18 protein-coding genes are annotated in these 23,698 nt (G+C 72.8%); 5 read left to right on the top strand and 13 right to left on the bottom strand.

Translation table 11 applies throughout. The annotated features are described in order from the left end of the window. Positions 1-289: 289 nt before the first annotated feature. Complete coding sequence (locus ABR737_RS08375; protein ID WP_350249542.1) at positions 290-1,057, top strand: MIP/aquaporin family protein; 768 nt, start codon at positions 290-292, stop codon at positions 1,055-1,057. A gap of 115 nt (positions 1,058-1,172) precedes the next feature. Next, complete coding sequence (gene glpK / locus ABR737_RS08380) at positions 1,173-2,726, top strand: glycerol kinase GlpK (protein WP_350249543.1); 1,554 nt, start codon at positions 1,173-1,175, stop codon at positions 2,724-2,726. A 72-nt stretch (positions 2,727-2,798) separates the two neighbouring features. Here glpK and ABR737_RS08385 read toward each other — a convergent pair whose 3' ends face one another. The 5 genes from ABR737_RS08385 to ABR737_RS08405 form a co-directional block, all read right to left on the bottom strand. Further along, positions 2,799-3,410, bottom strand: a complete 612-nt coding sequence (locus ABR737_RS08385; protein ID WP_350249544.1) for a GTP-binding protein — start codon at positions 3,408-3,410, stop codon at positions 2,799-2,801. 220 nt (positions 3,411-3,630) lie between these two features. Further along, entirely contained in the window at positions 3,631-4,500 is an 870-nt protein-coding gene (locus ABR737_RS08390) for an alpha/beta fold hydrolase (RefSeq protein WP_350249545.1), read from the bottom strand. A gap of 206 nt (positions 4,501-4,706) precedes the next feature. Then, positions 4,707-5,120: a DUF742 domain-containing protein gene (locus tag ABR737_RS08395; protein ID WP_350249546.1), complete on the bottom strand. Its 414-nt coding sequence runs from the start codon at positions 5,118-5,120 to the stop codon at positions 4,707-4,709. A gap of 96 nt (positions 5,121-5,216) precedes the next feature. Continuing rightward, a complete protein-coding gene (locus tag ABR737_RS08400; protein WP_350249547.1) occupies positions 5,217-5,657 on the bottom strand; it encodes a roadblock/LC7 domain-containing protein in 441 nt (146 codons plus the stop codon). After that, positions 5,654-8,767 (bottom strand): nitrate- and nitrite sensing domain-containing protein, encoded by a 3,114-nt coding sequence (locus tag ABR737_RS08405; protein WP_350249548.1) that lies wholly within the window; start codon positions 8,765-8,767, stop codon positions 5,654-5,656. Before ABR737_RS08405 ends, ABR737_RS08400 begins: the two co-directional genes overlap by 4 nt. A 371-nt stretch (positions 8,768-9,138) precedes the next feature. On the opposite strand from ABR737_RS08405, the gene ABR737_RS08410 reads away from it, so the two are divergent. Next, on the top strand, positions 9,139-9,522 hold the full coding sequence (locus tag ABR737_RS08410; RefSeq protein ID WP_350249549.1) for a hypothetical protein: 384 nt from the start codon (positions 9,139-9,141) through the stop codon (positions 9,520-9,522). A gap of 12 nt (positions 9,523-9,534) precedes the next feature. Here ABR737_RS08410 and ABR737_RS08415 read toward each other — a convergent pair whose 3' ends face one another. Then, positions 9,535-9,864 carry a bifunctional 3-phenylpropionate/cinnamic acid dioxygenase ferredoxin subunit gene (locus tag ABR737_RS08415; protein ID WP_350249550.1) on the bottom strand — a complete coding sequence of 110 codons (330 nt, stop codon included), beginning with the start codon at positions 9,862-9,864 and terminating at the stop codon, positions 9,535-9,537. 161 nt (positions 9,865-10,025) lie between these two features. Here ABR737_RS08415 and ABR737_RS08420 point away from each other — a divergent pair, with 161 nt between their 5' ends. After that, complete coding sequence (locus ABR737_RS08420; protein ID WP_350249551.1) at positions 10,026-10,832, top strand: IclR family transcriptional regulator; 807 nt, start codon at positions 10,026-10,028, stop codon at positions 10,830-10,832. A 315-nt stretch (positions 10,833-11,147) separates the two neighbouring features. Then, complete coding sequence (locus ABR737_RS08425) at positions 11,148-12,260, top strand: S-(hydroxymethyl)mycothiol dehydrogenase (RefSeq protein WP_350249552.1); 1,113 nt, start codon at positions 11,148-11,150, stop codon at positions 12,258-12,260. A 60-nt stretch (positions 12,261-12,320) separates the two neighbouring features. Here the strand turns inward: ABR737_RS08425 and ABR737_RS08430 are convergent, their stop codons facing one another. From ABR737_RS08430 to ABR737_RS08460, 7 genes are all read right to left on the bottom strand, one after another. After that, positions 12,321-17,006 (bottom strand): coiled-coil domain-containing protein, encoded by a 4,686-nt coding sequence (locus tag ABR737_RS08430; RefSeq protein ID WP_350249553.1) that lies wholly within the window; start codon positions 17,004-17,006, stop codon positions 12,321-12,323. A gap of 413 nt (positions 17,007-17,419) precedes the next feature. Then, positions 17,420-18,439, bottom strand: a complete 1,020-nt coding sequence (locus tag ABR737_RS08435) for a hypothetical protein (RefSeq protein WP_350249554.1) — start codon at positions 18,437-18,439, stop codon at positions 17,420-17,422. Between the two features lie 142 nt (positions 18,440-18,581). Further along, entirely contained in the window at positions 18,582-20,105 is a 1,524-nt protein-coding gene (locus tag ABR737_RS08440) for a hypothetical protein (protein WP_350249555.1), read from the bottom strand. Positions 20,106-20,286: 181 nt separating this feature from the next. Then, on the bottom strand, positions 20,287-20,931 hold the full coding sequence (gene pcp / locus ABR737_RS08445) for a pyroglutamyl-peptidase I (protein ID WP_350249556.1): 645 nt from the start codon (positions 20,929-20,931) through the stop codon (positions 20,287-20,289). 97 nt (positions 20,932-21,028) lie between these two features. Further along, positions 21,029-21,997, bottom strand: a complete 969-nt coding sequence (locus ABR737_RS08450; RefSeq protein ID WP_350249557.1) for a DUF979 domain-containing protein — start codon at positions 21,995-21,997, stop codon at positions 21,029-21,031. Continuing rightward, the gene (locus ABR737_RS08455; protein WP_350249558.1) at positions 21,994-22,704 is read right to left on the bottom strand and encodes a DUF969 domain-containing protein; all 711 of its coding nucleotides are present in this window, start codon (positions 22,702-22,704) and stop codon (positions 21,994-21,996) included. Before ABR737_RS08455 ends, ABR737_RS08450 begins: the two co-directional genes overlap by 4 nt. A 234-nt stretch (positions 22,705-22,938) precedes the next feature. Further along, the gene (locus ABR737_RS08460; RefSeq protein WP_350249559.1) at positions 22,939-23,682 is read right to left on the bottom strand and encodes a GntR family transcriptional regulator; all 744 of its coding nucleotides are present in this window, start codon (positions 23,680-23,682) and stop codon (positions 22,939-22,941) included. Between the last annotated feature and the right edge of the window lie 16 nt (positions 23,683-23,698).

A 23,698-nucleotide genomic window follows, 5' to 3' on the forward strand; every position in this document is an offset into this window, starting at 1 on the left:
ACGGTGCGGGAGGCCGTGGCCGTTATGGACGAGCGTGGCGTGAGAACCCGCGGACCGCGAGACTCCCGTCCCCACTCCACCCTTCGGCAGCCCTCGGAACCCATCGACATCCCCCGCTGTGCGCGACCTTGACGCCCCCTCATCACCGGTGAACACTTCCGGATGCCAGTCGGCATCGCCGCACTCAGGCACCCCGGCCGGGTGGCAGCGGCTGTCCGCTGCCCGCCGGTGGCACGCACCCTGCACGGAGGACCGGGGGACGTCCCCGGGCGAGGGCCAAGGAGCCGCCATGTATTCCAATGGGGACATCGTCGTCGGTGAAGTGATCGGCACCGCGATACTCATACTCTTCGGGGCCGGTGTGTGCGCCGCCGTCACCCTGCACTACTCCAAGGCGAAGGACGCCGGCTGGGTCGTGATCGCCTTCGGCTGGGGCATGGGCGTACTGGCCGGCGCCTACACCGCGGCGCCGCTGTCCGGCGGGCATCTGAACCCCGCGGTGACGCTCGGCTCGGCGGTCGCAGGCGGCACCGAGTGGTCGAAGGTGCCGCTGTACATCCTGGCCCAGATGGTCGGTGCGGCGATCGGTGCCGTACTGGCCTGGGCGTTGTACTACGCGCAGTTCGCCGCCAACGCGGAACGGGACAAGGCCCAGCCGACGCTGGGGATCTTCTCCACCGGCCCGGAGATCCGCAAGCCGGCCGCCAATCTCGTCACCGAGATCATCGCCACCATCGGTCTGGTGCTGCCGCTGCTGTTCTTCGGCCAGAATCCGGGCATCGGCATCGGCCGGGTCCCCGGCGAGCACGTCGGCGTCTACGGCTCCGGGATCAATGTGCTGCTGGTCGCGCTGCTGGTGGTCGGGATCGGGCTGTCGCTGGGCGGGCCCACCGGCTACGCCATCAACCCGGCCCGTGACCTCGGACCGCGTCTGGTGCACGCGCTGCTGCCGATCCCCAACAAGGGTTCCTCGGACTGGAGTTACTCCTGGATCCCCGTGGCCGGGCCGCTGATCGGCGCGGTGCTGTCCGGTCTGGTCTACAACGCGGCGTTCTGACCCCGCAGCCGGGGCGTATCCGCCCGGACGGCCCGGGCCCGGTGCACCGGGTCTCGGCCTCGGCCCCCCGGGACCCGCTGCACCCACTCACCAGGACTTCAGGAGGCGTGACGGCATGACGGAGCGAACCGGGCAGACCGGGAAGAACCCGAAGACCGAGAAGTATGTAGCCGCGATCGATCAGGGCACCACCTCCAGCCGCTGCATCATCTTCGATCACAGCGGGGCGATCGTCGCCGTCGACCAGCGCGAGCACCGGCAGATCTTCCCCAAGCCCGGCTGGGTGGAGCACGATGCCACCGAGATCTGGACGAAGGTGCAGGCCGTGGTGGCGGGCGCGCTCACCGCGGCGGGGCTGCGCGCGGACCAGCTCAGTGCACTGGGCATCACCAACCAGCGGGAGACCACGGTCCTGTGGGACCGGGCCACCGGACGGCCGGTGCACCATGCGATCGTCTGGCAGGACACCCGTACAGCCCAGCTCTGCGCCGAGCTGGGCGGCGCGGACGGCCAGGACCGCTTCCGTGAGGCCACCGGCCTCCCGCTGGCCAGCTACTTCTCCGGGCCGAAGGCGGCCTGGCTGCTGGACGAGGTGCCGGGGCTGCGGGCGCGTGCCGAGCGCGGCGAGATCGCGTTCGGCACCATCGACTCCTGGCTGATCTGGAATCTGACCGGTGGCACCGACGGCGGGGTGCATGTCACCGATGTGACCAACGCGGGCCGCACGATGCTGATGAACCTCGCCACCCTCCAGTGGGATCCGGCGATCCTGTCGGCGATGAACGTGCCGGCCGCGATGCTGCCGGAGATCAGGTCGTCGGCCGAGGTGTACGGCACGGCCGTGGGGCAACTGCACGGCGTGCCGGTGGCGTCCGCCCTCGGCGACCAGCAGGCGGCCGTCTTCGGCCAGACCTGCTACGGCGTCGGCGAGGCCAAGAACACCTATGGCACCGGCTCGTTCCTGCTGCTGAACACCGGAAACCGCCCGGTCCCTTCCAAGAACGGCCTGCTGACGACGATGGGCTACCAGCTCGCCGGCGAGCCGCCGGTCTACTGTCTGGAGGGGTCCATCGCCGTCACCGGCTCGCTGGTCCAGTGGCTCCGCGACCAACTGGGCATCATCGCGTCGGCCGAGGAGATCGAACCGCTGGCGGCGAGCGTCCCGGACAACGGCGGGGCGTATGTCGTGCCGGCGTTCTCCGGTCTGTTCGCGCCCTACTGGCGTTCCGACGCACGCGGCGTGATCACCGGTCTGACCGGCTTCGTCACCAAGGCGCATCTGGCGCGCGCCGTACTGGAGGCGACCAGCTGGCAGACCCGGGAGGTGGTGGACGCCATGTTCCAGGACTCGGGTGTGCAGATCACCCAGCTCAAGGTCGACGGGGGAATGACCGCCAACCATCTGCTGATGCAGCATCAGGCAGATGTGCTGGACGTACCGGTGATCCGTCCGGTGATCTCGGAGACCACCTGTCTGGGAGCGGCGTACGCGGCTGGCCTGGCGACCGGTGTCTGGCAGGACCTCGACGAGCTGCGGACCCACTGGAAGCGGGACACGCAGTGGACACCGCGGATGGACGCACAGACCCGTGACCGCGAATTCGCCAACTGGCGCCGGGCCGTGGAGCGCAGCTTCGGCTGGCTGGCCGAGGACGGCTCGGCGGGGTAACGGCGCCGGGAGCGCGCAGACGTACGGCCCGTACCCCGGACGGCGGGGTACGGGCCGTACCTCCGCGCCCCGTCAGGGAAGCGCGGGCTCCCGGCGGCGGGCGCCGACCTCCCTGGCATGCTCGACGACGGAGACCAGCACATCCCGCGCGGAGTCCTTGCGGCGGGCATCACACAGCATCACCGGCACCTGGGGGTCGAGGTCCAGGGCGTCGCGTACGGATTCCGGCGGGTAGCGGTCGGCCCCGTCGAAGCAGTTGACGGCGACCGTGAAGGGCAGTCCGCGCCGCTCGAAGTAGTCGATGGCGGCGAAGCTGTCCGCCAGCCGCCGGGTGTCCGCGAGCACCACCGCACCGAGCGCGCCCCGTGCCAGTTCGTCCCACAGGAACCAGAAGCGGTCCTGCCCCGGGGTGCCGAAGAGGTACAGGACCAGTTCGTCGTGGACGGTGATCCGCCCGAAGTCCATGGCGACGGTGGTGGTGGCCTTGGTCTCCACCCCGTCGAGGTCGTCGACCGGCCGCCCCGCCTCGGTCAGCCGCTCCTCGGTACGCAGTGGTTTGATCTCGCTGACGGCACCGACCAGGGTGGTTTTGCCGACCCCGAATCCGCCCGCGACCAGGATCTTGAGCGTCACCGGCTCGACGGCGGCGGACCGTCGGCGGCGATCGGATCGCCCGAAGGCCATGGGATTCTTCTCCTGAATTGCCGTGTATACGGGTGGAGCTCACGCTTGTCACCCGGGCGACGGTGCACGGGGCAGCAGGCGCAAGGGAACGGTACAACGTGCTCGGCACGGCGCCCACTTGAGATGCGTCACGCCGGGTACGGCCGGGGGACGCCGGGGCGGGACGCCGTGGGGCAGAGGCGGCCAAGCTGCCCAAAGGGCGCGCCGGCCGGCCACGGCGTCAGGCGTACTGCCCGAGGTGGTCGAGGATTTTCGGTGTGACCACGTCAGGGACCTCTTCGGGCAGCCAGTGGCTGGCGCCCTCCAGGGCCTCGAAGCGGTAGGGGCCGTCCACCCACTCCCCCGTGGACTCGGCGGCGCCGCGGCCCAGGGCGGTGTCCTCGCTGCCCCACAGGAAGAGGGTGGGGACGGTGATCCGGCCCGCGGGCACCGAGACGACCGACTCCGGGGCGCGGTACCAGTTCAGCGTGGCGGTGAGCGCGCCCGGGGCGGAGAGCCTGCGGACATTGCCGTCGACGAGGGCGGCGGGCACCTTGCCTGCGTAGGCGGCGCGCAGCCGGGCGGCGTCGTCGGCGAGCAGCGCCGTCTCCGCGGCGCCGTCGTCGCGGCGGAAGAAGCGGACGTAGTCGAGGCGGTGGTGCTGGGTGGGGTCCTCGGCGGCGGCCCGGTTGAGGGCGTCCGGGTGCGGAGTGGCCAGTACGGTCAGGGACTTCAGCCGCTCCGGGTGGGCGCCGGCCAGCGCCCAGGCGACCATGCCGCCCCAGTCGTGCGAGACGAGGTGGAAGCGGTCCGCGCCCTGGGAGTCGGCGAAGGCCAGGGCGTCGGCGACGAGTTCGGGCACGGCGTAGTCGGCGATCCGGGGCGGGCGGGCGCGCGGGGAGTAGCCGCGCTGGTCGACGGCGACGGCGCGGTAGCCGGCCGCGCCCAGGGCGGGGAGCACGGCGCTCCAGGAGTCGGCGAACTCGGGCCAGCCGTGCAGCAACAGGACGAGCGCGCCGTCGGTGGGGCCGCAGGCCAGAGCATCGTAGGTGTGCGGGCCGACCTGGATCTCCAGGTGTTCAACGGGTGCCGGGGTCTCGTCCGTGGCCATGGCGGCGGATCTCCTCATGTTGACAAGTGCTCACCTGCTGGTGCGCGCTCAACTGTTGACGAGCGCGCACCAGGGCACCGTACCCGGGGCACTCGCCACGGCAGCCACCCCGCCCGGGGCCGGCGGCCCGGCGGGCGCGTGGGCGGGGCAGCGGCCGGCGCCGACGGGGCAGAATCCGGCCGACGGCGGTCGCCGGGCCCGGCGGGTCACAGCGCGCGCAGGCCGTCGATCACCTCGCGCAGCACCTTCTCGTCCGGCAGCTCGGCCGGCGGCACCGGCCTGCTGACATGGACCAGCTCGGCATCCAGCAGATCCCCGATCAGGACCCTTACGACGCCGACCGGCAGGTCGAGTTCGGCCGCCAGCTCGGCGACCGACAGCGGTTCCTGCCGGCACAGCTCGACGATCTCGACGTGCTCAGGCGACAGGGTCTGGTCGTCGACCGTCTCCTCCGCACGGCTCTCGGCGATCACCAGCGCGATCAGGTCGAGGCGCCCCTCCGCGTCCGTACGGGTACGCCCACGCGTCATGGCGTACGGCCGGACGACCGGGCCCGCGTCGTCGTCGTACCAGCGGGCCGCCTCCCGCTCCCGGGCGGGCCGGCCGTCCTGCTCGCTCATGCCGAAACCTCGCTTCGCTCGGCCTCGCATTCGCGCGGCGCGCACCTCTCGCTTCTTCGCTCGCCGCGCTCGCTCATGGCGTCACCGTCGTCGTGCTCAGGTGGAAAGGCCGGACCGGGGCGCGGTGCCCAGGTGCGTGCCCACGCGCTTGACCAGCAGCGTCATCTCGTACGCGATCAGCCCGACATCGGAGTCGGCGTCGGCCAGTACGGCCAGGCAACTGCCGTCGCCGGCCGCGCTGACGAACAGGAACGCCTCGTCCAGTTCGACCATGGTCTGCCGGACGTGGCCCGCGTCGAAGTGCCGGCCGACGCCCTTGGCCAGGCTGTGGAAGCCCGACGCGACCGCGGCCAGATGCTCGCCGTCCTCGCGGGTCAGGTCCTTCGAGGCCCCGGTGGCCAGGCCGTCGCTGGAGAGGACCAGTGCCTTGCGGATGGAGCCGACCCGCTCGACCAGTTCGTCCAGGAGCCAGTTCAGCTCCCCGGATCCCTTCTCCGAGACCGGTGCGGTGGAAGCTGCTGCCTTCGGTGCGGTCATGGACCGTCCCCTCCCGATGTGGTTCCTGGTGGTGCTGTGGTGCCTGTGCTGTTGCTGTTGCTGTTGCTGTGGTGCGTGACTGTGTCACGGGCGCCCGGGTTTGTGGTGTCCGGGTCTGTGGCACCCGGGTCGGTGGGGTCCGCACCGGTGGTGTCCGGACCGGTGGTGTCCGGACCGGTGGTGTCCGGGAGCGTGCTGCCCGCAGGCGCCGTGTCGTCGGCAGGCGTCGCGGCGTCGGCTGCCGGGCCCTCGCCCGGTGGCGTTCCGGTCGCGCGCGGGTCCTCGCCGTTGTCGCGGCGGCCGCGCTGCCAGCCGCGCTGGAGCGAGGCCATCCGGGCGCGGACGGCCTCCGCGTCGCGGTCGTCCGCGTCCGGCGCCGGCCGCCCCTGTGTTTCGGTCTGCCCGGTGGAGTCGGCCTTGAGCTGGGGCGCGAGGCTTGCCTGCCGTACGCGGCGGGGCAGGCCCTTGGCCGTGGTGGGCGCGGGTGTCTCCCGGTCCCCGGCGGTCCGGGATCCGTCCGCGGCCGGGTCCTGCGGCGCGGCGGACGACGACGGACGGGCGTCGGGGCGGTCGGCAGTGGGCTCCGCGGAACCGGGGCGCTCGGCAGCGGGTTCCGTGGAGCCCGTGCGCTCGGCGGCGCGCTCCCCGGAGCCGGGGTGCTCGGGGCGCGGTCGCCCGGGGCCGGAGCCAGAGCCGGAGCCCGGGCGTTCCGCGGTCCGCTTCCCGTTCCCCTTCCCGCCTCCGTTCCCGTTCCGGCTCCCGTCCCCGTCCCCGTCCCGGTCGTCGACCGTCCGTCCATGGTCGGAGACCAGTACCGGCGGGCGGGGACGGCGCGGCAGCGGTGCCAGCCCGCCGGGCGCCTGGTCCTCGGTCTGCTGGTGCTGTTCACTGTCGGGGACGGGCGGCACCGGTGCGATGCCGCGCGGTGCGGCGGCCTGGCTGCCCGGGATGGCGGGCTTCTTGCGCCCGCCGCCGCGGCTCCGCTTCCGCCAGGGCGCGTCCTCGTCGTCGGCCTGGACCGGCTCGTCCGGGCCGAGCGGCGCCTCGAGTTCGACCGGTCCGTCGATGACCGCCGGGGTGCGCCGCTCCCGCCGGTGCGGTGACTGCGCCTGCGAGAGTGCGGCCAGCTTGCCCGCCGCATGCTCCAGTTCATTGCCGACGGGGCCGCCGGTCAGAGAGTCCGGTACCGGGCCGTCGTCCTCCCGGCCGCCGGCGGCGTCGTCGGTGAGGAGCCTGGCCGGGATGAAGACCACGGCGGTGGTGCCGCCGTACGGCGAGGGCTGCAGGGAGACCCGTACATCCTGCCGCTGGGCGAGCCGGCTGACCACGAACAGGCCGAGCCGGTCGGTGTCGGACAGCTCGAACTCGGGGGTCTCGGCGAGCCGGAGGTTGGCCTCCAGCAGCAGGTCGGGGGCCATGCCCAGCCCGCGGTCGTGGATCTCCAGGGTGTAGCCGTTGGCGACCCGCTCGCCCAGGACCTGGACGCCGGTGTGCGGCGGGGAGAAGACCGTGGCGTTCTCCAGGAGTTCGGCTATCAGGTGCGTGAGGTCCGATACCGCGGGGCCCTCCACCGCGAGCCGCGGCAGCCGGCGCACCTCGATCCGCTCGTAGTCCTCCACCTCGGCGACCGCCGCGCGCACCACGTCCATCAGCTGGACCGGTTTGCGCCACTGCCGGGAGGGCGCCGCGCCGGAGAGGATGACCAGGCCCTCCGCGTGCCGTCGCATACGGGTCGTCAGATGGTCGATCCGGAAGAGGTCGGCGAGTTCGTCGGTGCTCTCGGTGCGCCGTTCCATGGCGTCGAGCAGGGTCAGCTGGCGGTGCAGCAGGACCTGGCTGCGGCGGGCGAGGTTGACGAACACGTCGGAGACGCCGCGGCGCATTTCGGCCTGTTTCACGGCGGCCTCGATCGCGGCCCGCTGGAGGGTGTGCAGGGCCTGCCCGACCTGGCCGGTTTCGTCCGGTCCGAAGTCGAGCCGGGGCGCCTCGGTCTCCACATCGACCCGTTCGCCGGCCGCCAGCCGGCGCATGACGCTGGGCAGCCGTACCCCGGAGACGTCATGGGCGGCCTTGCGCAGCCGGATCAGGTCCCGGACGTGCCGGCGGCCGATCCGGAACGAGACGACGACCGAGACCAGCAGCGCGACGAAGCCGAGGACGCCGGCGATGGCGGCCTTGAGCAGGACGTTCATGGCCACGGGGGCGACGCGCTCCTGGTAGCGGTCCCCGGCGTCCTTGTCCATCCGCTGGAGGTCGCCGAGCACCTTGCCCGCCGTGGTGTTCCAGCGCTCGGCGTTGACCGCCCGCGGTCCGTCCTGCGCACCGGCCGCGATCACCCGGTCCTCGTACGAGGTCAGCTCGCGGGCCTTCGCGGAGCGCCAGTAGTCCTCGAAGAGGCCGCGGTCCTTGGCGGGGAGGCCGGGCAGGCTGGTGCTGTAGAGGACCCGGCGTTCGGCGACCCGGTCGGACAGTGCGCGCAGATCGCGCTTGCTCATGCTGCCGGAGAGGAACACCGCGGACATCAGGGCGTCCTCGCGGGAGGCTGCCTCCCGGGCCCGGGTGAGGTTGACCAGCGCCCGGGCCTGCTTGTCCATCTCCACGTTCTCCAGGGCGTGAAGCGAGGCGAGGAAGTCATAGCCGGGGTCGACGAGGGAGTTGTAGCTCTCCATGGCCTCGTCGCGGGAGACGGTGTTGTCCTCGACCTGTGCCCGCAGCGCGCCGAGGGTGCCCAGGCCCTTGAAGACGCCGTCCATCCGGTCGGCGTTGCCGGTGCTCAGGTCCTCACGCATGTCGCGCCGGTCGATGTCGGCGCGCAGCTGGGTGACGGCCTCGTCGGTGGCCCGGGTCTGCCGGCGGAGCTCGTCGAGCGCGTTGGCGCCGCGCCGGTCGGCGAGGTACAGCAGGCTCTGCCGGCGCTCCCGCTGGAGGGCCTGGATGACGTCCTCGACCGGGTAGCCCACGTTCTTCACGACATTGCCGACGTCCAGCAGCTGGTTCGCCTCACGCCCGGTGATATAGGTCGTGAACGCCCACAAGCACGTCAGGGACACCAGCGGTACGAGCAGCAACGCCACGATCTTCCGGCGGACCGACTTCCCGCGAAAGCGCATGGCCTCCCCTACGTCAACCCCGGCGCACGGGGGTGGTGTTCCGTCAACAAACGGCGCGAGCCTACTACTCTCGGGGGACCAAGCCGAAGACCTCTCCTGCCGTCGGGAAGCATCCGGGGCAGGATCGTCGTCCGTTGTCCACCGATTCCCGGACAACCTGCCCGCGCTCACGCCCCGGACCGGGTGCTTGACCTCCGGCGAAATGCCGGACGGTTGGCCGGTTTTGCTCTACCCCGGGTAACTCCGCGCGGCTCCGGTACGTGACCATGAGGAGGGACGGGGTGCGACACCAAGGGCATGTACCCGGCGAAATCCGGGCAGTTACCGAGGAGTCGGGCACGCGGGGAGAGTGCGGGGAGTGTGACGCGTTCATGGATACCGGCAGACAACCGTTGTGGCAGGAGGAACCGGCGGTCCGGCGCCGGATGGCGGATCCGGTGCGTACCGCCGCGGTGCGTGCCGTGATCATCGTGGCGCTCACCCTGATCCAGGCGATGGTGGCCTTTCTGTGCACCCTGGCGGGCTCCTGGTTCGCGTTCCCCGCGGTGCTCAGCACGGTCGCCAGCACCGTGGTCGCCACCTGGGCGGTGCTGGACGTCTGGGTGACCCGCCAGGTGTGGGTGCAGCGCAACGGGGTGCAGTCGCAGCCGAGCAGCACGGCCCGGGAGCTGCGCCGCGAGCGGCGCAGGGCACGCCGCCGGCGGCGCCGGGCGTCACGGGAGGGCCCGTCGCGGATCGACCGGGCGGCCGCCTGAGCGGCCGGGCCGTTACGCCACCGCCTCTTCCCTCACGGCGGGCCGCACATGAATCATGCCGTCCAGGACGCTGACCTGATGGGTGCGCACCGGTCGGCGGGCGGGCAGACACGTCGGGGCACCCGTGCGCAGGTCGAACAGGGCCGCGTGCAGCGGGCATTCGACGAAGCAGCCCTCGACCCAGCCCTCGGAGAGCGAGGCGTCCTGATGGCTGCAGGTGTCGTCGACGGCGTAGTAGCCGCCCTCGGCGTGAAAGACCGCGATGGCCGGTGTGGCGTCGTCGATCTCGATCCGTACGGACTCGCCCTCGGGCAGGTCCTCGATGCGGCAGACGGGAATCATCTGGCCCCCCTCTCACTGATCGGTATCATGTGTTCTGAATAACGCATCACAGAGCGCGATGCGCAACAGAATCCAAGCCGGGGAGCGGGCCGTCAAGGGCTTCCCGACAGATGCCCTCAGACGCGCCCCGCGGGGGCCACCGGGTGGTGACACAAAGACCCATGTCGAAGACTTCCGATACGGCAGACGACCGGTCCGAGGAGCGGCGCGGCGGGGCGGGATCCGTCCAGTCCGTGGACCGCGCGGTGAGCGTGCTGGAGATCCTGGCCAAGCTGGGCGAGGCCGGGGTGACCGAGATCGCCGAGGAGCTGGGCGTCCACAAGTCGACCGCGTTCCGGATCCTCGGCGTGCTGGAGAACCGCGGGCTGGTGGAGCAGGAGAGGGACCGCGGGAAGTACTTCCTGGGCGCCGGGGTGCTGCGGCTGGCCGGCGCCGCCGCGATCCGGCTGGACATCTCGCAGGAGGGCCAGCCGGTGTGCCGCGCGCTCGCCGAGGACACCGGGGAGACCGCCAACATCGCGGTGCTCGACGGTGATGCGGCGGTCAACATCATGCAGGCCAGGGGCTCCGCCGCGGTCACCGCGTACAACTGGCTGGGCCGCCGCACCCCGCTGCACGCCACGGCCAGCGGCAAGGTGCTGCTGGCGCATCTGCCGCCGGAGCGCCGGGAGACCCTGGTGACCCGCAAGCTGCCGCGGTTCACCGAGAACACGCTGACCACGGCGTCCGGTCTGCGCGCGCAGCTCGCTGCCGCACTCACGGACGGATTCGCCTGCACCAGCGAGGAGTTGGAGATCGGCCTGAACGCGGTGGCGGCACCGGTCCATGCGCACGACGGTGCGGTGATCGGCGCGATCGGCGTCTCGGGCCCGGCGTACCGGATGGAGCACGAGCTGCTGCCGGAGCTGGCGGAGCGGGCCGCGAAGGCGGCCGCGGAACTCTCCCGCCGGATGGGGTACCCGGGTTGAGCCCGCCGGGGCATCACAGGCACCCGCCCGGGCCCTGCCGTGATGTCTCACCCCCAGGGGGTCTCGCCTAGCGAAAAATCCCCCTTGACGGATCCTGACCCGACTTCCAGCATGTCTCCTATAGCGCAACCCAGCGCACTATAGGCAACACGGCGACAGCGGTGGGCCGTTCTCCACCACTGTCCCCCGTCCCGGGTTTCCCGGTCTCCGGGTGCCCAGCACCGCGCACCACTCCCACCCCTCACAGGCATCCGTGCCACCTCACGTGTGCTACCCGCCCTGCCGCCCCGCAGGCGCTGTTTCTAGGAGTGAGACATGCCGCACGAAGCCCGCGCCGTCGTCGCCCTCGAGAAGGGCGCCCCCGTCGAGGTGCTGCCGATCCTCGTACCCGATCCCGGTCCGGGCGACGTGCTCGTGACCGTGCAGGCCTGCGGGGTGTGCCACACCGATCTGCACTACCGCGACGGCGCGATCGGCGACGACTTCCCGTACCTGCTCGGCCATGAGGCGGCCGGGGTCATCGAGGCGGTCGGCGAGGGGGTCACGGACCTGGCGCCCGGTGACTACGTGGTGCTGGCCTGGCGGGCGCCCTGCGGACAGTGCCGGGCCTGCCGCCGCGCCCGCCCCTGGTACTGCTTCGACTCCCGCAACGCCTCCCGGCCCATGACCCTGCTCGGGGGCACCTCCGGGACGAAGTCCGGGAGAGGTACGGAACTGACCGCGGCGCTGGGCATCGGCGCCTTCGCCGAGAAGACCCTGGTCGCCGCCGGACAGGCGGTGAAGGTCGACCCCTCGGCCCGCCCGGAGGCCGCGGGCCTGATCGGCTGCGGGGTGATGGCCGGGTACGGCGCGGCCGTGCACACCGGAGGCGTGGGCAGCGGGGACACCGTCGCCGTCATCGGCTGCGGCGGCGTCGGCAACGCCGCGATCGCGGGCGCCTCCCGGGCGGGCGCCCGACGGGTGATCGCCGTGGATCTCGACGAGGGCAAGCTGGACGCCGCCGAGCGGTTCGGCGCCACCGACACCGTCAACTCCCGTGGCACGGACCCCATCGAGGCGGTCCGGGCGCTCACCGGCGGGCACGGCGCCGATGTGGTGATCGATGCGGTGGGGCGCCCGGAGACCTACCGGCAAGCGTTCTACATGCGCGATCTGGCCGGCACGCTGGTCCAGGTCGGCGTGCCCGACCCGGACATGCGGATCGACCTGCCGCTGATCGATCTCTTCTCCCGCGGCGGCGCGCTCAAGTCGTCCTGGTACGGCGACTGCCTGCCCAGCCGGGACTTCCCGGTGCTGATCGACCTGTTCCTGAGCGGCAAGCTCGATCTGGAGCGGTTCATCAGCGAAACGGTCACGCTCGACGACATCGAACCGGCCTTCGCGAAGATGCAGCGCGGGGAGGTCCTGCGGTCGGTCGTCGTGGTGTGACCGTCCGCAGGCCTCTTGCGCGCCCAGACCTCCCGCGCCGCAGGCCTCTGGCGCCGCGGTTCACCCGCCGGCCGGATCCGCCTCCTCCCCGGGAGCCGGCTCCTCCGGACGCCGGTACATCCGCGTCGCCGTGATCTGGCCGTGCACCGCCTCGCCGGAGGGGTCCGGCTGCGGCAGGCCAGGACGCAGATGCTCCTCGACGCTGATGTACTTCAGCCCGGCCCGCAGGTCCGCGTCATTGCGCAGCCGGATGACCAGCGGGAACTCGGCGAGGGCCGTGGTGTCGAAGAGGCCGGTGGTGTAGAGGAGCTGGACGCCCAGCGCATCGGCGACGGCGCGCTGGAGCTCCAGCAGGTAGGTCGCGTTGGCGCGGCCGATGGGGTTGTCCAGGAACAGCGTGCCGGCGTGCCGCTGCTTGTCGCGGCCCCGGTCGTTGCTGCGCAGCGCCGCCATCGTGCAGTACAGCGCGATGGCGGCGGTCAGCAGCTGGCCGCCGGAGAAGACATCGCCCATCTGCCCGACCGGCACCCGCTCGGCGCGCAGCACCGCGTCCGGCTTGAGGATCTCCACGGCCACCCCGCGCGGCTGCAGCGCCGCGCTGACCCCGCGCAGCAGCAGGGACATTCCGTCCCGGCGCAGATCGCTGTTCTTCTTGACGGCCGCGCTCGTCGCCTCGTCGATCACCTCGCCCAGCCGCTCGGTGAGCGTGGCCTGGTCGGGGTCCTCGAAGCGGATCCGCAGGAACTCCTGCCCGGACCACTCCCCCAGCCCCTCCGGCAGCCGGGACAGCCGCTGGGCCGAGCGCAGTGTCGTCAGCGACGACTCGACCAGCCCGCGCAGCCGGTCGACGATGGAGTCGCGGTTGCGCTCCAGCTGCGCCAGCTCGTCGGTGAGCACCCGCAGCCGGGGCGCGAAGGCCTCCGCCCACTTGGCCGCGTGGTCCGGCAGGGCCGCGGCGGGCAGTTCGCGGATCTGCTGCCGGGCGGGGGTACGGACCTGTTCGTAGCGGGTGGAGTTGGCGTGCCGTACGAGGATGTCGCTCGCCTCGCGCACCGCGGACTCGGCGGTGGAGAGGTCGGCGGCGCAGCCGCGCAGCGAGCGGCGGGACTCGGCGGCGGCCTGCCGGGCGTCCTCCACCCGTCCGGCGTACGGCTCGATCGGCCCGTCGGCGGCGTCCTCGGCGTCCTGGTTGTCGCGGAGCAGGTCGCGCAGCAGGGCGGCGGTCTCGTCGAAGCCGCCGGCGGCGTCCTCGGCGGCGCGGTGGCCGCGCAACAGCTCCTCGTGCTGCGCCCGGGCGGCCTCCAGCGCGTCGGTGGCGGTGGCCAGTTCACCCGAGGCCGCACGCAGCAGCTCCTTGGCGCGGTCGGCGTCCTTGGGCACCAGCTCGTCGGGCAGCTCGGTGTGTGCCTCGCCGTCGGTGGGGGCCAGCCGCTCGGCCTCGCCCCGCAGCCGGCCGAGCTGTTCGCTGGCGGCCGAGGCGCGGGTCTCCAGCATCTGCACCAGCGATTCGGCGCGGGACGCGGCGGCCTGCCGGGACGGGCCGTCGGCGGCGTCCGGGCTCTCCAGCAGCGCCTCCGCGCGGGTGCGGACCTTGTTGGTGAGGCGGTTGAGCTCGGCCAGGGCGGCGCTCTCGTCGCCCTCGGCGCGGGCCTGTTCGGCGCGCAGGTCGGCGCCGACGCCCACCTTCTCGTAGAGCTGGGAGGCGGCGCGGTAGGCCTCGCGCAGCGCGGGCAGCGAGGCACCGGCGCCCTCAGGGGCCTCCCCCACCTCGTCCGGCACACCGGCGATCTCGGCGCGCTCGGCGCGCAGTGCACGGGCGGTGCGGCGGGCATCGTCGGCGGCGCGCTGGGCCGCCCTGCGGTCCTCGTCGGCGGCCCGCGCGCGATCCACGCACTCCTCGGCGCGGGCCTCGAACTCGGCCGCCTCATCGGCGAGTTCACGCATCCGGGACTGCCAGGAGGAGCGCTCCCGCAGCCGGTGGGCGAGTCCGGCCAGCAGGTCGGCGGCGCGGCGGGCGCGCTGTGCGGTCTCCTGGCGTTCGTCGCGCACCCGGGTGGCCTCGGCCGCGACCTCCTCGGTCTCGTCGCGGGCAGCACGGGACTCGGCCAGCTCGGCGGCGGCCTCCTCCGCCGCCGCAACGGTCTCGTCCGCGGCGGCGGCCAGTTCCGCGAGCCGGCCGGCCGGGCAGCCGGCCCGCCACGAGCCGAGCCGGGCGGCCAGCGCCCGGTCCCCGGCGAGCCGGGCGGCCAGTGCCCGGATCTCGTCGTCGCGCTCTATGGCGCGTGCCCGCAGCGCCTGGCGCTCCTCGTCGGCGGCGGATTCGTCGTGCATCGCCGGGTTCGGCGGGACGAGGAAGACGCCGCTCTCCCGCTCGTCGGGTGCGGGCGTGGGCGCGAGCAGCGCGGCGGAGGTACCGACCGCGACGGCCGAGCGCGGCAGCAGCGCGGCCTGGGCGAGCACGTCGCGGGCCCGGGCATGGGTGTCCGGGTCCGTGATGATCACGCCGTCGACGAGCTCGGGGCGGGCGGCGAGTACCCGGGTGTGGTCGGCCGGGTCGACGGACTGGGCGAGATAGCGCCAGCCGGGCAGCGCGGGGACGCCGTGCTCACCGAGGTATTCCACGGCGGCCAGCACATCGGGCCCGGGGGGCAGCAGTCCGCCGTCGCCCAGCGCGCCGAGGATCCGCGCATCGTCGGCGGCGGCCGTGCGCAGGTCGAACAGCTGCCGTTCGGCGGCGGCGACGCCCTCCTCCAGCAGCGCGTGCAGCTCGTCGGCGTTGCGGTCCAGTTCCTCGGCGGTGAGCGGTCCTGCGGTGGGACGGCGGGGGGCGACCGGGTCCGTGCCGGGCGTGGCCGTACGGGGGCCGGGCACGCCCAGCGACTTGGCCTCGGACTGCGGGAGTCCGAGGAGGTCGGCGAGGCGCTGCTCGGCGCCGATGGACTCGGCGGCCCGGCGCTCGGCGTCGTGGGCACGCTCGGCGGCCTGCGCGGCGTCGTCGGCGCGGGCCGCCGCCAGCTCGGCGGCGGAATACCGCGCCGCGGCCTCGCGGGCGCGGTCGGTGGCCTGCCGGGCGGCTTCCCGTGCCGAGTCCCAGGCCTCGACGGCGGTCTTCTCGGCGTCCGAGGCGGCGAGCGCGGCACGGGCCGGGTCGGCGTCGGGGGTGCTGTCGTCCAGCCAGCCGGCCCGGACGGCTTCGGCGGTCTCCTCGGTGACCTCCGCCAGACGCTGTTTGAGGTGGTCGGCCTCGCTGCGGGCGCGCTGGGCATGGGTGGCGGCCGTGGTGGCGTCACGGTGTGCGGATTCACCGGCCTCCTGGAGGGCCGCGGAGCGTTCCTCCCCCTCATTGGCGACCTGCTCTCCGGCCTCGGCCGCAGCATGCAGGGCACGTACGAGGTCGGCGGCAGCGGTGGCGCGGGCGGCGAGCGCGGGGGCGGCGTCCCGCTCGGCCTCGCGGATGGCGGCGGCGACCCGCGCCGAGCGGTCGGCGGCGGCGCGGTGCCGCAGCGCGGTCTCGGCGGCCTGCCAGGCGCTGTGCAGCGTACGGGCGTCGTTCAGCTCACGACGCTGGGCGGCGGCGCCCTTCTCCGCGGCGGCCAGGGCCAGCGAGGCGTGCCGGTAGGCGAGTTCGGCGGAGACCAGGGAGCGGCGCTCGCGGCCCCGCTCGGCGTCGGTGACGCGATGGGCCGCGGCGGCGACCTGTTCGGCCAGCTCAGCGGCGCGGCCGCGCTCCTCGGTGCCTCGGGCGTAGAGCCGCTGGGCGAGGCCGCGGGTGCGGCGCTCGGCGCCCGCATGCACCTCACGGGCGCGTTCGCGCTGCTCGGCGGCGTCGGCGATACGGGAGAGCAGGTCGAGGGAGCCGGCGGTGAAGTCCCGTTCGGCGGTGAGTTCGGCGCGCCGGCCGAGCTTGTGGGCGAAGCCGTGCACGAGGTCGGCGAGGCCGTCGGTGTCCCGGGTGTCCGTGACGGCGCGCAGCAGGAGGTCGGTGAAGTCCGAGTCGTTCTTGACCGCGAAGAGGCCGGCCGCCTCACCCTCGTCGGCGTTCATCTCCCGCTGGTAGCGGAAGAGTTCCGGGTCCAGACCCAGCTCGCCGAGGTGGACGTTCCAGCGCTCGTGGCCCTCCTCCCAGACCACGTCCAGATTGGGGTAGTTCTTCCCCGCCTCGGTGAGGACGTCGCGGAAGCCCTTCATGGTGCGCCGGCGGCCCTGGGCTCCGGAGCTGCCCTCACCGCTCTCCTGGCGGGGGCGGACGACAGTGGCCTCGGCGACGGGGAGGGAGTCCAGGCTCATGCCGGGGCCGGGACGGAAGCTGTACCAGGCCTCGGCGAACTTCCGGGGGTCGTTGGAGACCTGCCGGCCGCGCCATTCGCTGACCTTGCCGACGACCACGCTCTCGCCGGTAAGGACGTGCTGCCACTCCAGGGCGACATGGCCGCAGTCGTCGGCGAGCAGGAATTTGCGCAGCACGCCGGAGCTGGCGCCGCCGAGGGTGTTGCGGTGGCCGGGCAGCATCACCGAGAAGATCAGCTTGAGCAGAACGGACTTGCCGCCGCCGTTCTCCAGGAAGAGCACGCCCGCGGGCGCCGGGCGGCGCGGCGGGCCGACCGGTTCGTCCTCGAAGAAGTCCGCCTGGGCCGGGGCCGGTCGGGGTACGGGCGCGCCGACTCCGCGCAGGTCCAGCACGGTGTCGGCATAGCGCGCACCGGCGGGCCCGATGGAGTAGAGGCGGACCCGGGACAGCTCGTACATGGCGGACTCTCGTTGTCGTGTCGGGAAGGGGTGGTGCTGCTCCCCCGCCCCCTCCCCCTCCTCCCCCTTCGGGGGAGGGGGCGGGGGTGGGTTCGGGGGTGGGGGGGAGCGAGGGGTGTGCGGCGTCGGTCGGTGCGGCGTCGGTCGGCGGTCAGTGCGGTCAGTGGTCAGTCAGCGGCGGGCGGGTCGGTGACGGGCGGTCGGTGACGGGCGGTCGGTGGCCGCCCGCCGTCGGCGGTCGAAACGGTCAGGTGTCGAAACGGTCGGTGATCGAGGTCGATGGTGGGTCGGAGCAGTCGATGACTGTCGGTCGGCGTGGTCGGTGGTGGGCCGGTCGGCGCCGTCACCGGCCCACCGGCCCACCGGCCCACCGGACCGCCGGCCGGAACGTCAGCGGTCGTCGGGCCGGCCCCTCATCCGGAGTGGAAGGGCAGTCCGGCGCCCGCGACCAGGTCGAGGTCTTCGGTGTCCTCGCCCGGCAGCAGCGCGGCGCTGCCGTCGCCGACGGGGACGATGCCCAGCTCCAGCAGCTCGGCCATGGCGGCGCTGCCGGCCATGTCGCGGACCTGGAGCTGGTAGCGGGCGGTGGTGCGGTAGGCGCCACCGGAGTCATCGCCGGTGCGCTGCAGGAAACCGGAGTCCACTAGGAACGTGACGGCCTTGGCGATGATGCCCGTGGTCGAACCGGCCAGCCGGCGGGCGTCCTTGGTGGCGCCGGTCGCGCTGCGCCGCGCGTAGAGGCGCCAGGCGGATTCCAGGCCGGGGGCGTCGGTGGCCGGGTCGGTGTTCTCACCCTCCTGCTCGGCGCGCTCCTCCAGGCGACGGCAGGCCTGCCGGACGAAGGCGTCGACGCCGTTGACGGTGATCCGGCCGATATAGCCGTCGTCGGCGAGGTCTTCGGGGCGCGGGAAAGCCAGTGCGGCGACGGCGAGGTGGGCCAGGCCGTGCAGAAAGCGGTCGGCGGAGTCGGCGGAGGCGCGACGCGCGTAGTCACCCATCCGTACGGCGAAGACGGAGTCCTCCTGGGCGGTGACGGCCATCCCGGCGCGGGTGGAGACCTCCAGGACGACCAGGCCGAGGCCGGTGGCGACGGCGTCGGCCATTCGGGCGAAGGCGGGCTCGTCGCGATAGCGGCGCAGCAGTTCGCCGTATTCGGCGTCACGGGCGGGCAGCAGCTTGGGCTGGAGGCCGAAGGACACCAGCCGTGCGGCATCGGCGGCGTCGGCGGGGGTGAGGGGGTGGGGCCGCCCCTGCTCTGCGGAGTCCCCCCGGTCGGGCGAAACCGAGAACGGAGGCGGGAACGGAGGAGAAGCCGAGGGCTCGGGGGCGGATCCCGCCGCGGCCGGCTCGGTGTCGGCGGTGGGCGCGCCCCAGCCCGGTTCACCGGCCGCGGACGCCGGATCCGGCTGCGGCGTCTCGTCGTACTGGGTCACGGGACAAGCTCCTTGCTGGGGACGGTCTGGGAACTCTCTGGCCGGCGCGCCCCCGGCCGGCCGGCCGGGGGCGCGCCGGTGCCCGGCCCGACCGGACGCGCCATACCGCTCGCCGGCCGCCCGACCTGGACACGGTCCGTCATCACGCCACCTCCGAACGGTCCGCGGCCATTCCGGCGGAGTCCAGCAGGGCCGTGCCGACGATGAGGTCGGCGCCGCCGAATTCGGCGTCGGTCAGCTCCGTGCCGTCGTCGACGGCGAACAGCAGCTGCTGCTCTCCCTGCCGGTACGCCGTACCGACCGGCGGGCTGGCGGCGTGCACCGCCAACAGGGCGACGAGATAAGGGAGTTCGGGATCGCTGCGGCGTGCTTCGGCGAGCAGGCCGGAGAGCCGTCGGGGTGCGTCGGCGGGCAGGTCGAGCAGCGTCATCGCGGCGTCGAGCTGCGCCTCGCTGAAGCGGCTGTCGTCGGGCGTCGCCACCAGATCGGGCTCGGGCATCTCGGCGCCCAGGTGCTCACGTTCCACGGGCGGGGTGAGCAGCACCTCGACGAGGTCGCCGATCCGGACGGCCGAGGGCGTGCGCAGGCCCGTGCCCTGGGCGAAGAAGGCGTCGGTGACGCGGATGGCCTGCTCGGCGGGGAGCGGCAGCAGGGGGGCGACGAGCTGGCCGTAGAGGTCGAGTCCGGAGCGGGCGGCGGGGGTGGCGAAGGCCTGCCGGTCCTGCTCGGCGCGGAAGAGCGGTCCGGCCTCCAGCAGCCGGGACTGCAGCTGGGTGTGGCGGCGGATGCAGTCCTTGACGATGTCGACGAGCTCGGCGGCGCGGCGCTTGTGCTCGGGCTCCTCGGTCTCGTCCCTGGCCTTGCGGATGTTCGTCAGGATGGCGTTCTCGTGGCGGTAGCGGTCCGCGACGTGGTCCAGCGCCTCGTTGATCATGTCCGGGACGGTCTCCAGCCAGTCCACGGCGCGGACGTTGCGGCGGGTGGCGTCCAGGGTCCTGCGCAGCGTCTCGGCGTACTGCACGGTGCGGTAGCGGGCCTGCTCGGCGGCGAGCTGGGCGTCGGCCAGCCGGCCGCGGTTGATCAGCACCTCCAGCTTGACCTCGGCGGCGATCTGGGCGCTGGTGACGTCCGTGTCGAGCGCGCCGACCAGGACGTTGACCGCTTCGTCGGTGGCCCGCAGGAAGACGGTACCGCCGGCGCCGGGGACCTCCTCGATCAGCTTGAAGTCGTAGTCGCGGCGGACGTACTGCCCCTCGGTGTCGAAGGTGCCGTAGACGGCCCGGAAGCCGCGGTCCACGCTGCCGACGTTGATCAGGTTCTCCAGCACCCAGCGGGCCACCCGCTCGTGCTCACCCGTGAAACGGCGGGGAGCCTGGGCGGCGACTCGCGGCAGGACCTTCGCCACTATCTCCTCGTGGTCGGCGCCGGTGTCGAAGTCCATGTTGAGGGTGACGAGATCGATGACGGCGAGCGCCACCTCCGCCATGGCGTAGATCCCGTACTCGCCCGCGAGGTTGGCCTTGCGCACGTCGAGGTCGTGCAGCGGCGCGGTGCACGCGAGGGCGCGCAGCCGGCGGGCCAGGCCTTCGTCGGCTGCCGGGCCCGGCGCGGGCCGGTTCGGCCCGTTGAGCTGGGGCGCAGCGGGCCCCGGGGCGGAAAAAGTCACGTCGCACAGAGTAGGCGCTCGCACTGACAACGGACGAAACGGCGCGGATCCGTTCATGGGTGGAACCGCTGGTGGATCCGTTGACGGACCACCCCCCGGGCCGGCGCGTCAGTCTACGGCGTGGCCCGCGGCGGCCGGCCGCCAGGTCCCGTGGCGCGCGCACCGGAGCCCCTGCCGGTGATCAGTGGGTTGCTCCTCCCGCCATGCGGAGATCGGTGCGGGTGTGCGCGGCGGTGACCGCGATCTCCCGCAGGGCCCGGGCCACCGCGTCGGCCGGCAGCGACGGCTGGGCGCGGTCGACGACCTGGTCCGGCGTATAGGGGACATGGACGAATCCGCCGCGCAGGTCCGGCAGTTCGGTGGCGATGAGGTGGGCGAGGCCGTAGAAGACGTGGTTGCAGACGAAGGTGCCCGCGGTGTTGGAGACGGAGGCGGGCAGGCCGGCGGCTCGGACGGCGGCCACACACGCCTTGACCGGCAGGGTGGAGAAGTACGCGGCGGGGCCGCCGGGCACGATCGGCTCGTCGACCGGTTCGGCACCCGAGGCGTCGGGTATCCGGGCGTCGTCGACGTTGACGGCGAGGCGTTCGACGGTGATGTCGGGGCGGCCGCCCGCCTGGCCGACGCACACCACTATCTCGGGGCGGGTCTCCTCGATCGCGGCGCGCAGCACCGCGACCGACGCCCCGTAGACGCAGGGGAGCTCGACGGCGAAGGCCTCGATGCCGGTGGGCGGTTCGTCCGCGGCGGCGCGTACGGCCTGCCAGGACGGGTTGGTGGATTCGCCGTCGAAAGGCGCAAATCCGGTCAGCAGTACCCGGGTCATACGGTCATCCTTGGTGCGGTGCGATGGGGTGCGGTGCGATGGGGTGGGGCGCCGTCCGGTGCGGTGCGGTGCAGCTGCAGGCGCGCCCGGAGCGGGTTCAGAAGGCGAACAGCGCCATGATCAGGATGTTGCAGCCGAGCAGGATCCCCGCGGTGGGCATCTGCGCCTTGATCGGCCCGTACTGGTCCTTCAACTCCAGCAGCGCCGCCGGAACGATGTTGAAGTTGGCGGCCATGGGCGTCACCAGGGTGCCGCAGAATCCGGCGAGCATGCCGATGGCGAGGACGGCGGCGGGGTTGCCGTCGAAGTGGCCTATCAGGACCGGCCAGCCGACCGCGGCGGTCATCACGGGGAAGGCGGCGAAGCCATTGCCCATGATCACGGTGAACGCGAACATGCCCACGCAGTAGACGACGATCGCGATGTAGAGCGAGCCCTCGGGCAGGACGGAGGTGGTGAGCTTGCCGACCTGGTCGCCGACGCCGGACACCTGGAAGATGGCGCCCAGCGTGGCCAGCATCTGGGGCAGCAGCATCGCCCAGCCCATCGCCTCGAGCATCGAGCGGCCGGACTGCACCGGCACGGAGATCCGCTTCTCCCGGAGCATGACCATCGCGACGACGAGGGCGACGACGGCACCGATCCCCAGGCCCAGGATGGTCTCGCTGCCCTCCTGGAGAACCGGCTCGCCCCCGAAGGACAAGTGCTTGACGCCGATGGCGCAGGCCATGGCCACGGCGGGGATGGTGAGCGCGGGGACGAACAGCCGGTTGCCGAGCTTGGCGGCACTGGCGGTGCGCTGTTCGGAGGTCGTGGTGCGCGGGGTGCCGCGCCCGGTGAAGCCGAAGCCGGCCAGGCAGGCCATGACGAGGACCGCGGCGCCCAGCGGCTCGGCCGGCGCCTGCTTGGTGACGACCCAGCTGCTGTAGAAGAAGCCGGCACCGATCAGTCCCCAGAAGGCGCCGGTGCCCAGGCGCTTGGGATTGCTGCGGTCGGTGACCATCTGGGCGGCCATCACGAGGAAGCTGAGGCCCACCAGCCAGTAGAACCACTCTGCCTTGATCACTTGGTGGCCTCCACTGCGGCGGTGTCGCGGACATGGGCGGTGAGCAGTTCGCGTTCCAGATGACGGTCCAGGCGCAGCAGTCGCCAGCCGTGGACGACGAAGGCGCACACGGCAGTGGGGATCGCCCACAGCGCGAGCTGCAGCGGTTCGAGGTGGGTCCCGTAGGTGGTGTTGACGAAACCGGTGATCAGCAGGATCGAGCCGACGGCGAGAAAGACGTCCTCCCCGAAGAAGAGGCCGACGTTGTCCGCGCTGGCGGCGAACGACCTGACCTTCTCCCGTGTCCGGACCGGGAGTTCGCCGTATTTCCGCTCGGCCGCGCCCTCGGCCATCGGGACGGCGAGCGGGCGGACGGTCTGGGCGGGGCCGAAGACATTGGTCAGCCCGACCGCGGCGCCGATCTGCCGCAGACCGAGGTAGAGCGCCAGGAAACGCCCGGTGGTGAGCCCGGCGAACCGGGCGATGAGGTTGCGGGCCTGCTCCTGGAGGCCGTAGCGCTCCAGGAGGCCGATGACCGGGAGGGTGATCGCGAAGATCGTCACCGCCCGGCTGCCGGCGAAGCCGTCGCCGAACGCGGCGAGCACCTTGCCCGGCGACAGCCCTCCGAGGAGGCCGGTCGTGATGCCGGCCACCCCCACGACCAGCAGGGGATTGCGTTTCGTGGCGAAGCCGATCACGACCACGAGCACGCCGAGGAGCACGATCATGGATCCGCCTTCCGCGTAAGGGGACCCACCGGGTCCACAGGGAGATGAAGAGATTGCAGCGGAGGCTAGGTGATTGTTCAACGATCCGACAAGGGGTCTGCGGGGGCGAATCTCAACCCGCCTTCACGACACCGCTCATGACGGCCCTCGCGGCACCCGCCGCACCTCTCGCGCCCCACCCGCCACGCACCTCACGTCACCCCGCCGCGCCCCTCCCCGCTCCTCCCCCTCCGCTCATCCCTCCGCGATGCGCTGCGCGTACGCCCCCGACAGCTGAGTGCGCGAGTCCTCCAGGTACGACAGCAACAGCCGCTCGGCCTCGGCGGTATCGCCCGCCTGCAGGGCCTCGACGATTTGCCTGTTACGGGTCAAATAGGGCGCATGGAAGCGCCGGGGGTCGGCCATGACATGGAAGACGAGCCGGAGCTCGGCGAGCACTCCCCGCATCAGCTCATCCGTGCGCGGACTGCCCGCCAGGGCCACGACCGCCTGGTGAAAGCGGATGTTGGCGGTCGAGAGCGCCTGCCACTCCCGGCCTTCGGACGCGGCCTCGCCGGCCTGCACCGCGGCCGCGATCGCCGCGATGGAGTCGGTCGCAGCGGCGTCGTAGGGCCCCGGCCCCAGGCCCCGTACGGCCGCACACTCCACGAGCATGCGCACCCGGTAGATGTCCTCCAGATCCTCGACCGTCACCACCCGGACGAACACCCCGCGGTTGAGCTCGTGTACCAGCAGCCGCTCGTGCGTCAGCAGCCGGAACGCCTCGCGCAGCGTGTTACGCGAGACGCCCAGGGCGCCGCCGATGCTCTCCTCCGAGAGCCGGGCGCCGGGCGGGAAGTAGCCCTCGGTGATCCGGTCGCGCAGGATGTCGGCGACCCGTTCGGCCGTGCTGGAGCGCCCCAGCAGGGCACGGTCGCCTTCCAGGCCCGCGACCTCGGTGAGCCGTCGCTGATCGTTCTTCGCCGCTCCGCCCGCCATACCGCTCCCCGTTCTC

This window comes from Streptomyces sp. Edi2, assembly GCF_040253635.1.
GTDB lineage: Bacteria > Actinomycetota > Actinomycetes > Streptomycetales > Streptomycetaceae > Streptomyces.

Bases quoted from the DNA above. Each gene is read 5' to 3' on its own strand.
- ABR737_RS08420 (WP_350249551.1), top strand. From the start codon at position 10,026: ATGTCGAAGACTTCCGATACGGCAGACGACCGGTCCGAGGAGCGGCGC.
- ABR737_RS08415 (WP_350249550.1), bottom strand. From the start codon at position 9,864: ATGATTCCCGTCTGCCGCATCGAGGACCTGCCCGAGGGCGAGTCCGTA.
- glpK (WP_350249543.1), top strand. From the start codon at position 1,173: ATGACGGAGCGAACCGGGCAGACCGGGAAGAACCCGAAGACCGAGAAG.
- ABR737_RS08375 (WP_350249542.1), top strand. From the start codon at position 290: ATGTATTCCAATGGGGACATCGTCGTCGGTGAAGTGATCGGCACCGCG.
- ABR737_RS08430 (WP_350249553.1), bottom strand. From the start codon at position 17,006: ATGTACGAGCTGTCCCGGGTCCGCCTCTACTCCATCGGGCCCGCCGGT.
- ABR737_RS08455 (WP_350249558.1), bottom strand. From the start codon at position 22,704: ATGATCGTGCTCCTCGGCGTGCTCGTGGTCGTGATCGGCTTCGCCACG.
- ABR737_RS08425 (WP_350249552.1), top strand. From the start codon at position 11,148: ATGCCGCACGAAGCCCGCGCCGTCGTCGCCCTCGAGAAGGGCGCCCCC.
- pcp (WP_350249556.1), bottom strand. From the start codon at position 20,931: ATGACCCGGGTACTGCTGACCGGATTTGCGCCTTTCGACGGCGAATCC.
- ABR737_RS08400 (WP_350249547.1), bottom strand. From the start codon at position 5,657: ATGACCGCACCGAAGGCAGCAGCTTCCACCGCACCGGTCTCGGAGAAG.
- ABR737_RS08405 (WP_350249548.1), bottom strand. From the start codon at position 8,767: ATGCGCTTTCGCGGGAAGTCGGTCCGCCGGAAGATCGTGGCGTTGCTG.
- ABR737_RS08390 (WP_350249545.1), bottom strand. From the start codon at position 4,500: ATGGCCACGGACGAGACCCCGGCACCCGTTGAACACCTGGAGATCCAG.
- ABR737_RS08395 (WP_350249546.1), bottom strand. From the start codon at position 5,120: ATGAGCGAGCAGGACGGCCGGCCCGCCCGGGAGCGGGAGGCGGCCCGC.
- ABR737_RS08460 (WP_350249559.1), bottom strand. From the start codon at position 23,682: ATGGCGGGCGGAGCGGCGAAGAACGATCAGCGACGGCTCACCGAGGTC.
- ABR737_RS08410 (WP_350249549.1), top strand. From the start codon at position 9,139: ATGGATACCGGCAGACAACCGTTGTGGCAGGAGGAACCGGCGGTCCGG.
- ABR737_RS08385 (WP_350249544.1), bottom strand. From the start codon at position 3,410: ATGGCCTTCGGGCGATCCGATCGCCGCCGACGGTCCGCCGCCGTCGAG.